The following is a 13,614-nucleotide window of genomic DNA, read 5'->3' on the forward strand; positions in this document are numbered from 1 at the left end:
GGTATTATCCAAATTAAATACCTGAAAGCTTAAATCTTGCCAAATGTTCTTTAAGGATAATCTGCTCTTAACAACCTTTGCGCCACAAATTGGACAAAAACTATAATCTGATCTAAGTGAGCTGTTACAGTTTTTGCACCCCATTTATTCTAAGTCTTTTTTAATGAAATCAATGAGTTCTTCTTTATTTTTATATGGGACAAACTCGCCATTCTTAATATAAGAAATAGCTCCGGTTTCTTCACTTACCACCAAGCAAATGGCATCTGTCTTCTCTGTGATTCCTGCTGCAGCACGGTGCCGTAGGCCAAAGCGCAAAGGAATGGTACGGTCATTGGAAACAGGTAGAATTACTCTGGTAGCTGTAATGTAATTATCTTGGATAATGGCAGCGCCATCATGTAACGGACTGTTCTTAAAAAAAATGCTTTCTAAAATAGGTTGGGTGATTTCAATATTCATGCTATCCCCAGAAGACTTTATAAAATCAAGGGAATTGGCCCTTTCAATTACGATAAGCGCGCCAGTTTTACTGACCCCCATCTTTTTACATGCATTTATAATGGCCTCTACATTGGTATCCGTTGACATGGTCTCTTGTCTAAGAAATTTAAAATGACGGATAAAGTTTCGTTTAGAAGCAAAATTGGTAGAACCGACCATTAATAAAAATTTCCTGATCTCTTGTTGAAAAACAATGATAAGGGCTATTAACCCAATATTCATGAATCCGCCCACCATACTACTGATCATCTTCATTTGTAGCAGTTCCGTTAACTTCCATAAGGCCCAGACGATGACAATACCAATAAAAATATTTATGGCGACCGTACCCTTTACCAATTTGTAGATGTAATACAACATCGCGGCAACAAGCACAATGTCTATGACATCTGTGATTTTAAATTCAATAAAATTTAGGAAATCCAACCGCGGTGTTTTTGTAAAATTAACAAAAATAGCAGAATCAAAAATTACTGGCTATTTGCTTTCAACTCTTCAATAAGATTTATGCATTCATATGCTTCTTTAACGTCATGCACCCTTAAAATATTGGCACCTTTTAATAATGCGACCGTATGTAGCGTTGTAGTGCCATTAAGCGCTTCTTTTGGCGAAGATTTTAATATTTTGTAAATCATGGATTTTCTACTTAAACCAATCATAATAGGAACTTTAAAGGTTCTGAACAAATCTAAGTGATTCAAGAGCTCATAATTCTGCTCTGTTGTTTTGGCAAAACCAAATCCGGGGTCTATGATAACGTCATTTATTTTTTTAGAAGTAGTTTCATTTATTTTTTTAGAAAAGTAAAACAACAGATCCTTTAATAGATCATCATAAACTGCCTGTTTTTGCATGGACTGCGGGGTGCCTTTCAAATGCATCATAATGTAGGGAACCTGATATTTCGCTACAACATCCAGCATTTTGGAATCTAAATTCGCTGCAGAAATGTCATTTATTAATGCAGCTCCATGCGCTATACTTTCAGAAGCAACCTTGCTCCGGAACGTATCCACTGAAATTATTACCTCCGGAAATTGTTTGAGGATTAGGGTAATAATCGGAATCAATCGTTTCAGTTCTTCATTTTCAGGCACATGCTCGGCACCAGGTCTGGAGCTGTAGGCGCCCATATCTATACAGGTAGCGCCATCCTTTAGCATTTTCTCAACTTGCGCAAGAATACCGCTGTCCTCTTTATATTTTCCTCCATCATAAAAGGAATCTGGTGTAAGGTTAAGAATTCCCATAATTTTTGGGACGGTAAAATCGATAAGGGTTCCTTTACAGTTTATGGTCATAAAAAATACGCACTTTATTGGGTTTGATTATCTTTGACATACTGTTTGTCAAAGCATTTCAGTTTTGACGAAATTTACGCAAATTAGCAAGAATACATGCAGCAGACTTCCCAACAATATGACCACGTGATTAAGACCTGCCGTGAACTATTTCTCAAGAAAAGCAAAGATTACGGCACGGCATGGAGGATATTACGGCTTCCTTCCCTGACAGACCAAATTTTTATAAAGGCCCAGCGTATACGCGGTTTGCAGCAAAACGAAGTGCGTAAGGTCGATGAAGGGGAACAATCGGAGTTTGTTGGAATCATAAATTATTCCATTATGGCGTTGATTCAGTTGGAAAAAGGAGTAGCGGAACAACCAGATTTGAAGGTGGATGAGGCAATTTCACTCTACGATAAAGAAGTGACCACGACCAAAACATTGATGGAGAACAAAAATCATGATTATGGTGAAGCATGGCGAGATATGCGGGTGAGCTCCTTAACGGATTTAATACTTCAAAAATTACTTCGCGTAAAACAAATCGAGGACAACAAAGGAGCTACTTTGGTAAGTGAGGGAATAGATGCCAATTACCAAGATATTATCAATTATGCGGTTTTTGCCTTAATTCATTTAAATGAAAAATCATGAGGTATTTGGTTTGGATTTCCAGAATTTTTGTTGGGATTTTGTTTATTATAAGTGGACTCATAAAACTGAATGATCCAGTTGGTTTTTCATTTAAATTGGAAGAATATTTCAGCCAAGGCGTATTGGACCTTCCTTTTTTGATGCCTTTAGCTTTGGGTATTTCCATTTTTGTGGTTATCGTTGAAGTGATTTTAGGTGTACTGTTGTTGATCGGGTTCAAACCAAAATTTACGGTTTGGAGTTTACTTTTAATGATAGTATTCTTCACATTTCTAACCTTTTATTCTGCCTATTTTAATAAAGTAACCGATTGTGGCTGTTTTGGCGATGCCGTAAAGCTTACACCATGGGAATCTTTCGCAAAAGATATAATTCTTCTGGTTTTTATCCTCATTTTGTTTTTGGGCAAAAAGTATATCCAACCAATATTTAATACCAAAATCAATTGGATTATTGGTGGAATAGCCTTGATCGCTTGTACTTTGTTTGCCAATCACGTATTGAACCACCTTCCTTCGGTGGATTTTAGGCCCTATAAAATTGGAGCGAACATTCAAGAAGGAATGAGCGTGCCAGAAGATGCTGCCAAGGCTATTTATGAGTATGCTTGGCGATTTAAAGTCAACGGTGATGATAAGATTGTTGTGACGAATGGCGAGTACCCACAAGTGGATGGTGAATTTATAGATGTGGAAACTACAGAGATACAAGAAGGTTATGAGCCTCCAATACATGATTTCACCATTGAACGGGATGGTCAAGATATGGCTTCGGAAATTTTGGAGGAGAATAAGTTGGTCATGGTAATAGCGTACGATTTGGCAAAGAGCAATACCAGTGTTTTTTCAGAAGTATCCAAAGTGACCAAAATAGCAAGTGGGAAAGGATATAAAGTGGTTGGAATGTCTGCTTCCAGCGTCGATAGGGCAAATGCAATAAAAGAGAAGTTTGGCTTGAATTTCGACTTTTATTTTACGGATGAAACGGCACTGAAAACTATTGTACGCTCTAATCCTGCCGTGCTGGTTCTAGAAAGAGGGACCATCTTACAAAAAGTACATTATAATGATTTGAACAAATTAGTATTCTAATACACTACATAACAAAATAACAATAACATATGAGAACCAAGATAGTAGCAGGAAATTGGAAAATGAACAAAAACCTTGAAGAAACAGAGACTTTGCTGTCGAGTTTATCGGCAAAGTTGCCCGATACGGATGCTGATGTTATTGTAGCACCAACATTTGTGAACTTGGTTGCCGCAAAGAGAAGCCTACAATCCTCAACGATACAAGTGGCAGCGCAGAATATGCATTATGCGGAAAACGGTGCGTACACTGGGGAGATTTCTGCTGATATGTTATTGAACATTGAAGTAGATATGGTAATTCTTGGCCATTCTGAAAGACGTTCGCTCTTTGGAGAGACGGACGATTTATTGAGCAAAAAAGTAAAAACTGCACTGGAAAAAGGCATGAAAATCATTTTCTGCTTTGGTGAAGAGTTAGAAGATAGAAAATCTGATAATCATTTTGCAGTTGTGGAAAGCCAGTTAAAAAATGCACTTTTTGATTTGGATAGCAAGGCATGGAGCAGTATTATATTGGCCTACGAACCTGTTTGGGCAATTGGTACAGGTGAAACAGCAAGCCCGGAGCAAGCCCAGGAAATGCACGCTTTTATACGAAAAACAATTTCAGGGGCTTTTACAAATTCCATTGCAGATGGGGTTTCTATCTTATATGGAGGAAGCGTAAAACCTTCAAATGCTTCAGAGATTTTTTCAAAGCCAGATGTAGATGGTGGTCTAATAGGAGGAGCTGCTTTAAAGGCGGACGACTTTGTGGACATTATCAAGGCTATTTAAACTTCAAAACGCGGTTTGGTATACATTGAATACAGTTTTACAGTAGCTCCCAAACAACCCGCTACAGATATCCTGATTGCGGAACTTGGTGAAGTAGGGTTTGAAAGTTTTGTGGAAAACGACTCTGGGCTTTTGGCTTACATTTTAAAATCTGAATGGAAAGAGACTGTTCTGGAAGATGTCTTCATCCTCAAAAATCCAGATTTTGATATTACATGGTCACATACCGAAATTAAGCAGCAAAATTGGAATGAGGAATGGGAAAATAATTTTCACCCAATTGCAGTAGGGAATAGGTGCATGGTAAGAGCACCGTTCCACGATGCTGTTGCTGTTGAATATGACATTGTCATTGAGCCCAAAATGAGCTTTGGAACAGGCCATCATGAAACTACGCATATGATGTTGCAACATATCTTAGATATGGATTTCAAAGGAAAATCCGTATTGGATATGGGCTGTGGTACCGGAGTTTTGGCAATCCTTGCCAAAATGAAAGGGGCAGATACAGTAGATGCCATTGATATTGATGAATGGTGTTATTTGAATTCCAAAGAAAATGTAACACGAAACAATTGTAATCAAATTAACGTATACCAAGGTGATAGCAGTTTGTTGACCATGAGAAAATATGATGTCGTACTTGCCAATATCAATAGAAATATTTTACTTGAAGATATACCCATATACGCTAATTGTCTAAATACGAATGGAACACTTTTTTTGAGTGGCTTCTATTTAAGCGATTTAGATGCAATTTCCTCAAAATGTGTGGCCTATGGTTTAGAATTTGAAAAAAAAATGGAAAAGAATAATTGGATTTCTGTAAAATATGTAAATTAGTTTTGATTAATAGTAGCACCATGGGAATCAAGGAAAAAGTATCGGAAGAATTACTATTAGAAGAAGAAACGGTAAACCAGAACGAGATAGTACTGTTCAATGACGATGTAAATACTTTTGACCACGTTATCGAAACGCTTATGAACGTATGCGAGCATACACCTGAACAAGCCGAGCAATGTTCTCTAATCGTACATTATAATGGGAAGTGTACCGTAAAAACCGGTGAGTACACCTATTTAAAACCAAGATGCTCCAAATTACTTCAAGCTGGACTTAATGCGGAAATAATCTAGTGCCAGAATTGTTATCATGCCATGTTTTCAAAATAGTATATTGAAAATAATGTCAATTTATGATTACGTTACGTTTAATGATGGTAAAAGTTATAAATTCTTTACATGGATAGTAGGTTTTACCGCTTTTGATTACACTAACTTTGTTTTTGACCAATAAACCAAACCTTTAATTTTTCTTACTTGGAAAATGGGCGAATTTTTTAAAGCAGAACTTAAAGACCGTTTTTTAAAGTATGCATTAAGTCGCAGGGATTATTTTGAAATAAAAGTGCTTTACGATGAATTTTTGCATCCCAATTATAGTTTGGACTTCGTTGAAAAATTGATAAAAGATATCCGAGATCATGATTCTGATTTATTGGATGTGATGAGTGGAAATGGGGTTGAAGTCTTTATTCTTGCCTCTACGCCCAAAACCCAGGTTTTTTTGAATGAAGGCGGGTTTATGGACATGCACGTTAAAGAAGAAGAAAAATGGGATGTTTTTTTGAATCAACTTTCTGGTGACCGTAAATTATCGAAGGACGAAAAATTACTCCTTGAGAAGAATTCGCAAACTTTTAAAAGAGAGAAAACATTACTTATTTTTCTAGTTTCTGCTGTGGTTATCAGTTTCTTGTTTACACTTTTTAGTGTATTGAAAGGAGTACTAATGGAACCTGAATATGTTCAAAAAGACGAATTTATTAGGGAAATACAACAATTACGTTCAAAATACATTCAAGAAAACCAACGTTTGGAACTAGAGTTAAGCCAAACAAGGTTAGAGTTAGATTCATTAAAAAACTAAAGTTAAGCATACACTAAACCGTAAAAGCTCTCGATTTAATTGAGAGCTTTTTTTGGTTTGACCCCATATGGGATAAAAATCAACTAAACTATTATTTTGTTTTTCTAGAGTCGGTGTTATCCATCCAAAACAGCAAATAAGGAATATTATAGGCATGCGTCCAACCAAAAACTCGTAACCCTTGGTTTATTTGCCAATTGGTAAAACGCTTTTTACTTTTTGGAAGATTGGAAACTTTTAACAATGCTTCATTGTAGGATTCCACACTTTCGAATTCATCACTACGTTTTGATAATTTCCCTACTTTGAGTAACTCTGAGCGTTCCAGTGCTTCTTTCAAGAAGGTATCGTGTCCGCTAAATTCATAACCTATCAATAAAGGATGGATAGAGGCAAAGTACGATTCCATTTCGTGATTTAAGGGAGGTACGTCCCTGACCCAATGGGCATGTTTCAACAATGCATTTTTAACGCATTCTTCACCTGTGAGTTGGTAATATTTATATAAACTCTGCGTTACATAAGTTTGACCATACCCATACCTATCCAACAATAGGTTTCCACCCTGCTCTTTTTGAAAATCTAACATTAAATCTACCCGTTCATCCAATTCTTTTTTGTATTTGACAATTTTAGTAGCATCGTATAATTCTACAAGATTGAGGACAGATAGATATAATCTTCTTCCTCTTAAATCGTGTTCTCCCCAAATACGTTTCAAGTAGGTGTCACCGGTCATTTTAGCAACTTCCAGAGCGCGATGGTCGCCAGAGATATAATATGATGCAATCCATCCCTGTATCCATACATGCGCACTCAACAAAGCGTGCCAGTGCTCGTTTGCATGTCTGCGGCCAATTCCTAAATAAGGCGTCGACTTTGGTTCATCTTCATAATTCCAAAAATCTATAGCATCATTAATCTGCCCCAAGTATTTTCTTTTTTTTGGCCAATGTATGTTGTCCACATCCATAGTGTGCCTGCTCATAGCTTGGGCCATATGATAATATTTAGCATTGCCGGTCCTCATAAAGTTGGTCCACAACATAAAATCAACCGTAGGCTCATTATTGGTCCACTGTACCCATTTATTGTTGAAGAAGTATGTTTTTCCATCACCATGGTCAAACATGCCATACCAAGGTTGTTTTTGTTGATTGAAAGACCACCATTCGTACTTGTATTGCAAGGCGTTTTCAAATTCTGGGTATTTATTGGAATAAGGTGCCATATTGCCATATACCTTAGATGCGGTATACCATTCTGGTGAAGTATGGGCTACTGGACTACTAAGCACATAGTCCATTTTTTGATTGATAACAGCATCTGATTGACCATCATGGAAATAATAAATAAACTCAGTTGTTTTGGTGATACCCTGAGCAAAATTGTCTAGCATTTGCCCGTCGAGTTCCGTGTCTTTTCTAGCAAAGTTCATTGGGCCATTTTCTAATGGCCAAATATTTCCTCTGAGCATTTTTGAACTTGGGTCCACTTCAATTCCTTTTGGGTACTCTTCTAAGAAATTTTTGATTCCAATACATATGCCCTTGGTAGCATCAGAAACATTAATCCATCCTTTTGCTCTTTGCGATTCGGTGATTACTTCTTTGTCTTTAGTGATGGTTGCTTTAAACAAGGACTTATCGGTAGAAGACGGACCTATGTCTTTGTTCTTTTCAGATTTGCCCGTAAATAAACTTTTTGCACTTGCGCCATTATTTCTTTTAGGGCCTCTTTGCAGCAAGCTTACTTTTTTATCAATATTTAGTTTTTCTATTTTTTGCGTCGATGATACTGCATCCCAATTACCTTTAAATAAGGGCATTGAAACTTCGGTCTCTTCTTCTAAATGGTATTTTAACTGTAGGCCACATGCCGCAATTTGATCGTTCGACTGGGTCCATCCTGGGTCATCAGCAGTATCTTCAGATAAAATTTCTTTGTTTTGTGTCGCAATATTAGCATGTTCGCCCTTCTGTCTCTTGTGCTTATCTGGAATACCTGTATACGTCATGGTATGTAAAACTTTTACATATGATTTTCCGACATAGGTATGCAACCTGATTGTAAACGGGGATATATTGTTGTCCGCTCTTCCGTAAACATATGTACCCTCGACCCTGAATATCATGTGCATTGGACCTGAACCTTTCTCTCTGAACACTTCATTGATGACAGCCTTAGAAATATCGATTCCGGAATCGTCCAAAATATCTAAAAAAGTCCCTCTATTGTCTTTGGGAGAAGAAGCTATTAGTTCAGTACTTTCAAATTTTCCATTTTGATTGGAATCTAGATATACCTCATCCAAGAACCCATTTCCTAATTTATTTAAAGAAAAGGATAATGGCCCGGTATTTACTTTAATACCGCCACGGGGTCTCATATTGTTTGTAGAGATTATTCGTTCTTTTGATTCCAATGCAATAACATCACTTCCATACTCCAAAACATAATTGGATTCTGCTTCAGAGAAGAAAAACACCCAAATCCATTTAATACTGTTATCAGCAGGTTCCCAAGTGGATACCTCTGTGGTCTGACACCGTATCTCTTTACCTTTGGAATTTAATAGGCGAACATTGTCTCTTGAATACAGTTCTCCTTTTGGAAAAGGAATCCCGAGTGTTATAGGTGCACCTTCTATATTATTTTCAATGGCAATACTGAGCTTTTTCCTTTCAACAGCAAATCCATTCAAAGAAATGCAAATCATTGTTAACAGTATAGTGTTCTTCATTTATAAAATCTTTTTAACCAACACTATTTGTTTATAAAGTGTACAGTGCTGTAAAGTCATTATTCTTATTTTATTTTTTCTAATTTTTGAAAGCATAGACTTGCCGCTCCTAAAATGGCTGATTCTGCTAATTCAGATAATTCAATTTTCAAATTCTTTAGTTGTTCTGGGTAGGCAAATGAGCTTACCGTTTTCATCATGGATTCTTTGAAAAAAGAGTAAGCCTTGCTTATGGAACCTCCTAAAATTATTGCTTCAGGTGCCAATACATATAAAATGGTATTGAGGGCTTGCCCTAAATGCTCACCAAATTCAAAGAAGGTATTTAAGGCAGTACTATTGCCCTTTTTTGCCATTTCATGAACCTCTTTTGCACTTAATCCGTGTTTTTTGGTGAAAAAGAAACTACTTGTGTACTGTTCTAAAATGCTTTTTTTATATGGTACCATTCCTATCTCCCCAGCTCCCGAAAGAACTCCGTTATAGATTTTATTATCGATAATGATTCCCATGCCTAAACCAGTACCTATAGAAAGACCGATACAATTTTTAAACTGTTTTCCTTTTCCAAATAATTTTTCTCCCATCGCAAAGCAGTTGGCATCATTGTTTACAAAAACTGGGATTTCATATTTTTCTTGTAGAATTTTCTTCAGATGCACCTCTTTCCAAGCGGGGATATTTTGAACATTGTATACAATTCCTTTGGCAGCATCTACTACGGCAGGCACCCCAATACCTATAGCTTTGGTGTTATTGGAAATTAAGCTATCGATACATCTAAATAAACGTTCATAGGTCTGCTGTTCAGAATCCTTTGTATTTACATTTATATTGAACTGATCCTGGACCAGTCTTTCTTTTACGAGACCTGATTTAATATTGGTTCCTCCTATATCCACGCCTATTACTTCCATTTTATTGATCACTTTGTTTGGTCTTCAACTGAATGGTTTTGTTTTTTATCAGTGGATTTGCGAAAAAACCAATGGACAAAATAAATGCTAAAGGAATGAGCAAAAAGAACATACCTGTTTTCAGACTGGTAACCTCACCCAAGGCCCCTACCAAAAATGGAATGACTGCTCCACCGGCAATTCCTGTGCATAATATTCCTGAAAGGGATCCATGATTTTCCCGCACAGAGTTAAGTGCCAAAGAAAATATAATAGACCACATGACCGAAATAAAGAAACCTATTGCTGGAAAAGCGAACAATGCAACCTTTGCGCTGCCAGTAAGTGCCAGAACCAAAAATAGTATGGTGACCAACGTAGCCCCGATCAACAGTTTTCTACTGTCCATAATTTTCAATAACAATAAACCTAGTAGGCAACCAATGGTAAGCATCGCCCAAAAATAGGCTACGGTATCCGCCCCAACAGTTTGAGCATCCAAACCATGATATTGATTAAGAAATTGGGAAATCCAATTGCCCACACCTTGTTCGGTTCCTACGTAGCAGAATATGCCTAGAAAGAAAAGGACAGTCCATTTGTTCTTAAGAAGGCTGAAATACGACTTTTTATCTCCTGCGACCTCATCTTCTTTCTTTTCATATTTTGGATATTTGGTAAAAAAGACCACTACTAATAGGAATAGAGCAATCACTGAAAAAATCATATAGAGACCCACCCATGGTAAATCTTTAGGTACCAGACCTCTTATGAAGCTTGCCAACCCCATTTCGTCAGAGTTTGTATCTACTATGTATTTATAAAGAAAAGGGCTCAAAAAAGAAGCCAGTCCGAAAACCAGTTGTGCCAAAACGGAATTGAAAGCAAAATGTTCTTCTCCACCAGCAATTCTTAACATAGGATTTATGATAACTTGCAGCACTGCCATACAACAGCCTAAGGAAAACAACGTAATACTAAAGACCACATAACCTGGAAAAAATGCAAAACCCAAAGAAGCCAAAGCCATGAATAAAAAGGATAATGACAACAAGGTTTTATCGCTATACTTTTCAGATAAAAACCCAGCTGGAATGGACATTACTCCATATGCTATAAAAAAAGCGAAAGGAAGCAGGCCGGTCATTGTTAAGCTAAGGTCAAAGCTATTCTTGACATCTACAATTATTGAATTGAGTATATTGGTGATAAAAGAGATGACAAAGAACACCAGCATCACCAACGCTATGATATGGTAGTACTTTTTTGGAGTTGTTTTTTTGCTATCCATTCGTTTGGTTGTTTAGTGGGTTAGGATTATTTCTTGCCGACCATCGGAAAAAGTAGCTTTATTTCTTCATCTGTCGGTTGTTTTCCATACTCGCATATTTCAAAAAATTCAACATGCTTAACATCTGAAATTGCTGCTTCTGGATACCATTTCTTTATTGCTTTCGTATCAAGTTCATTCCATTTTCTTTCTTTTGCCCATCTGTTTTTTAACCAGCTGAAACGTTCTGTTTCACCTGAAGGGACTTGACTCATATCCGCACCACTCACCCAAGGTAACCATTCAAACATTTGGGAGTCGTGCGCGGCCAAAGCATTTACCTTCTTATCGATAACTTCGTCCACTACTACGGCAATGTCTTTTGAAAATGGATATGGTTTTTTAAAACGATCGTTCATATATAAGAAAACCGGATTCTTTTTTAAAGGGGGCGTATCTGGTGTCACGTTAGGAACGATAACAAGATAAGCAGCGTCTTGAACTGCAATGCCGGCATTTCTATGGTCTGGGTGATAATCATTGGGACGAAGTCCTAAAACAATGTCTGCATCCCACTCGCGAATTTTCCGTATTACTTGATGTCTAACGTTAAGCGTTGGTATCAATTCCCCGTCATGGTTGTCCAGCACATCATATTCAATCCCCAAAATTTCTGCAGCTTTTTTGGCTTCTGCCCGTCTTCGTTTACCGAGCGCACCGCCTCCTTGAGATTGATGGCCCGCATCGCCATTGGTCAGGGAAACAAATTTTACCTTATGCCCCATCTTGGCGAAGAGGGCCGCTGTGCCTCCAAATTTGGAGTCGCAATCATCTGGATGTGCTCCGATGGCTATGATATTCAGTACTTTTTTCTCCTGTGCCTGAATCAAAAATCCAGCGCACATACATACAATTATTAAAAGTTTTTTCATTATCTGATTCTTTTATTTACGAATTTGATTTTAGTTGTTGACTATCATCTTTTTATGAAAGCATAAGCAGGCAAAATTTTAGTAAATGATGACTAATCAAATTCAATTAACTACAACTAATTATCGTTTTGAATGAAATCTGGGTTGATGTCCAATTCCCGCTGTGGTATAAAATACAGGTTTCTGATATCGCTTTCCGATATCACATCAGCCTCAGCTTCGATCAATTTCTCGACTACTACACCGAATCTTCTTAAATCTGGCCAACGATGATTTTCAAAGGCTAGTTCAACCTGTCTTTCGTCCAAAAGTTTTTCTTCAAACGTGCCTGGTGTGCCGGCATCGATCGGGTCAAGACCAGCTCTATTTCTGACTTGATTTATCAAACCATAGCTCTCCGGTGATTCTCCCAAAGCTTCGGCCAGCATAAGCAATACATCCGCATATCTAAAAACCACGAAGTTTATATCGGAATCATTTTCTGTTGGTGGATCACTTTCATACTTTCTTACATAATTCTGAACGACAACTTCATCATCTACATTGATCCATTCAGTTCCCATAGAAGGTTCAAATCTTAAGTCTCCTAATTCATAAGCATTTTCCAAAGTAGCAGTAGGCCTATTTCTTCCAAAACCTTGACCTGTTTGTAAATCGGAACTTGGTGAAAAATCATTGGTAAAAGCACTTCCCTGTCCAATACCACCACTAATAAATTGTACCTCAAATATAGATTCGGAATTGTTCTCATTTGCTGCCCCCCATAAGTCCGCATAGTTAGGCACCAGCTCATAATTGTAATCGCTGATTATTCTTCGTAAAACAGTTTCCGCATCAGAATCTTGACCTATAGTGAGCAATACTTTTGCCAGTAAAGTAGCTGCGGCCCCTTTTGTGGCCCTGCCTATATTACTTACAGGGTAGGAGATAGGTAAATTGGACTCTGCAATCTCCAAATCCGAGACCAATTGTGCATACACTGTACTAGCATCCACTTGAACCAATTCATCACCAGGAATAAAAGGGGTGAGTTGTAATGGGATATTTCCAAAGGCTACCGCCAAATGATAGTACATAAGAGATCGCAGAAAGAGTGCTTCTCCTGTAATCTGGTTCTTTAATCCTGCATCTATTTCTGTAGGTTCTATTCTAGACAAAATAACATTACAATTGGCAATAACTCGGTAAGAACCACTCCATCCTGCATCTATTTGTTCATTTAAAGGATCCTCTGTGAATGCGTTTATTTCGGTAAATTGTCTTGCCAATCCTGTTGCATCAGGTCCTTGGTCGGTGTTATCCGAACGCATCTCGAACATGGTCCAATAGGCTCTACCATAAACTCCATCATCTTGCAGCCCTGCATAACTTGAGTTCAGCGATGCGATAAAGTCATCTACTGTGTTAAAGAAATCTGCTTCGTTTCGGTTTGAAATTGGTGCCAACTCCGTAAAGCTATCGCTACAAGCTGATAATACGCTGAACGTTACTAGTATTATGATTATTTTTTTCATCTTCTACAAT

At 37.5% G+C, this 13,614-nt stretch carries 13 protein-coding genes and 1 pseudogene; 6 read left to right on the forward strand and 8 right to left on the reverse strand.

The annotated features are described in order from the left end of the window. Window positions 1-144: 144 nt before the first annotated feature. Together cdaA and folP are read right to left on the reverse strand one after the other, a co-directional pair. Entirely contained in the window at window positions 145-930 is a 786-nt protein-coding gene (gene cdaA, locus KIM67_RS11200) for a diadenylate cyclase CdaA (protein ID WP_213831415.1), read from the reverse strand. A gap of 44 nt (window positions 931-974) precedes the next feature. Next, entirely contained in the window at window positions 975-1,808 is an 834-nt protein-coding gene (gene folP / locus KIM67_RS11205) for a dihydropteroate synthase (protein WP_213831416.1), read from the reverse strand. Between the two features lie 96 nt (window positions 1,809-1,904). Here folP and KIM67_RS11210 point away from each other — a divergent pair, with 96 nt between their 5' ends. The 6 genes from KIM67_RS11210 (at window position 1,905) to KIM67_RS11235 (ending at window position 6,249) form a co-directional block, all read left to right on the forward strand. Then, a complete protein-coding gene (locus tag KIM67_RS11210; protein ID WP_213831417.1) occupies window positions 1,905-2,447 on the forward strand; it encodes a DUF1599 domain-containing protein in 543 nt (180 codons plus the stop codon). Continuing rightward, entirely contained in the window at window positions 2,444-3,538 is a 1,095-nt protein-coding gene (locus KIM67_RS11215; protein WP_213831418.1) for a BT_3928 family protein, read from the forward strand. Before KIM67_RS11210 ends, KIM67_RS11215 begins: the two co-directional genes overlap by 4 nt. Window positions 3,539-3,567: 29 nt before the next feature. Beyond that, the gene (tpiA, locus tag KIM67_RS11220) at window positions 3,568-4,317 is read left to right on the forward strand and encodes a triose-phosphate isomerase (protein ID WP_213831419.1); all 750 of its coding nucleotides are present in this window, start codon (window positions 3,568-3,570) and stop codon (window positions 4,315-4,317) included. Between the two features lie 15 nt (window positions 4,318-4,332). After that, window positions 4,333-5,160: a 50S ribosomal protein L11 methyltransferase gene (prmA, locus tag KIM67_RS11225; protein ID WP_213831420.1), complete on the forward strand. Its 828-nt coding sequence runs from the start codon at window positions 4,333-4,335 to the stop codon at window positions 5,158-5,160. Window positions 5,161-5,180: 20 nt separating this feature from the next. After that, the gene (locus KIM67_RS11230) at window positions 5,181-5,456 is read left to right on the forward strand and encodes an ATP-dependent Clp protease adaptor ClpS (protein ID WP_213831421.1); all 276 of its coding nucleotides are present in this window, start codon (window positions 5,181-5,183) and stop codon (window positions 5,454-5,456) included. A 190-nt stretch (window positions 5,457-5,646) separates the two neighbouring features. After that, on the forward strand, window positions 5,647-6,249 hold the full coding sequence (locus KIM67_RS11235; protein WP_213831422.1) for a hypothetical protein: 603 nt from the start codon (window positions 5,647-5,649) through the stop codon (window positions 6,247-6,249). Window positions 6,250-6,340: 91 nt separating this feature from the next. Here KIM67_RS11235 and KIM67_RS11240 read toward each other — a convergent pair whose 3' ends face one another. The 6 genes and pseudogenes from KIM67_RS11240 to KIM67_RS11260 all read right to left on the reverse strand — a co-directional run bounded on the left by KIM67_RS11240 (window position 6,341) and on the right by KIM67_RS11260 (window position 13,604). Beyond that, on the reverse strand, window positions 6,341-8,266 hold the full coding sequence (locus KIM67_RS11240; protein ID WP_371815736.1) for a hypothetical protein: 1,926 nt from the start codon (window positions 8,264-8,266) through the stop codon (window positions 6,341-6,343). 39 nt (window positions 8,267-8,305) lie between these two features. After that, window positions 8,306-8,992, reverse strand: a pseudogene (locus KIM67_RS18790) (hypothetical protein); the annotation flags it as partial. Between the two features lie 65 nt (window positions 8,993-9,057). Next, a complete protein-coding gene (locus tag KIM67_RS11245) occupies window positions 9,058-9,909 on the reverse strand; it encodes an ROK family protein (protein WP_213831424.1) in 852 nt (283 codons plus the stop codon). 1 nt (window position 9,910) lies between these two features. After that, complete coding sequence (locus KIM67_RS11250) at window positions 9,911-11,179, reverse strand: MFS transporter (RefSeq protein WP_213831425.1); 1,269 nt, start codon at window positions 11,177-11,179, stop codon at window positions 9,911-9,913. Between the two features lie 26 nt (window positions 11,180-11,205). Continuing rightward, entirely contained in the window at window positions 11,206-12,090 is an 885-nt protein-coding gene (locus KIM67_RS11255) for a PIG-L deacetylase family protein (RefSeq protein ID WP_213831426.1), read from the reverse strand. A gap of 116 nt (window positions 12,091-12,206) precedes the next feature. Beyond that, the gene (locus tag KIM67_RS11260) at window positions 12,207-13,604 is read right to left on the reverse strand and encodes a RagB/SusD family nutrient uptake outer membrane protein (protein ID WP_213831427.1); all 1,398 of its coding nucleotides are present in this window, start codon (window positions 13,602-13,604) and stop codon (window positions 12,207-12,209) included. Window positions 13,605-13,614 lie beyond the last annotated feature (10 nt).

Source organism: Flagellimonas sp. 389, assembly GCF_018449435.1.
Classification (GTDB): domain Bacteria; phylum Bacteroidota; class Bacteroidia; order Flavobacteriales; family Flavobacteriaceae; genus Flagellimonas.

What these genes read in the sequence shown, in the direction of transcription:
- KIM67_RS11235 (WP_213831422.1), top strand. Translation starts at nt 5,647, where the DNA reads ATGGGCGAATTTTTTAAAGCAGAACTTAAAGACCGTTTTTTAAAGTAT.
- KIM67_RS11240 (WP_371815736.1), bottom strand. Translation starts at nt 8,266, where the DNA reads ATGACGTATACAGGTATTCCAGATAAGCACAAGAGACAGAAGGGCGAA.
- KIM67_RS11255 (WP_213831426.1), bottom strand. Translation starts at nt 12,090, where the DNA reads ATGAAAAAACTTTTAATAATTGTATGTATGTGCGCTGGATTTTTGATT.
- KIM67_RS11215 (WP_213831418.1), top strand. Translation starts at nt 2,444, where the DNA reads ATGAGGTATTTGGTTTGGATTTCCAGAATTTTTGTTGGGATTTTGTTT.
- KIM67_RS11260 (WP_213831427.1), bottom strand. Translation starts at nt 13,604, where the DNA reads ATGAAAAAAATAATCATAATACTAGTAACGTTCAGCGTATTATCAGCT.
- folP (WP_213831416.1), bottom strand. Translation starts at nt 1,808, where the DNA reads ATGACCATAAACTGTAAAGGAACCCTTATCGATTTTACCGTCCCAAAA.
- KIM67_RS11210 (WP_213831417.1), top strand. Translation starts at nt 1,905, where the DNA reads ATGCAGCAGACTTCCCAACAATATGACCACGTGATTAAGACCTGCCGT.
- KIM67_RS11245 (WP_213831424.1), bottom strand. Translation starts at nt 9,909, where the DNA reads ATGGAAGTAATAGGCGTGGATATAGGAGGAACCAATATTAAATCAGGT.
- tpiA (WP_213831419.1), top strand. Translation starts at nt 3,568, where the DNA reads ATGAGAACCAAGATAGTAGCAGGAAATTGGAAAATGAACAAAAACCTT.
- KIM67_RS11250 (WP_213831425.1), bottom strand. Translation starts at nt 11,179, where the DNA reads ATGGATAGCAAAAAAACAACTCCAAAAAAGTACTACCATATCATAGCG.
- KIM67_RS11230 (WP_213831421.1), top strand. Translation starts at nt 5,181, where the DNA reads ATGGGAATCAAGGAAAAAGTATCGGAAGAATTACTATTAGAAGAAGAA.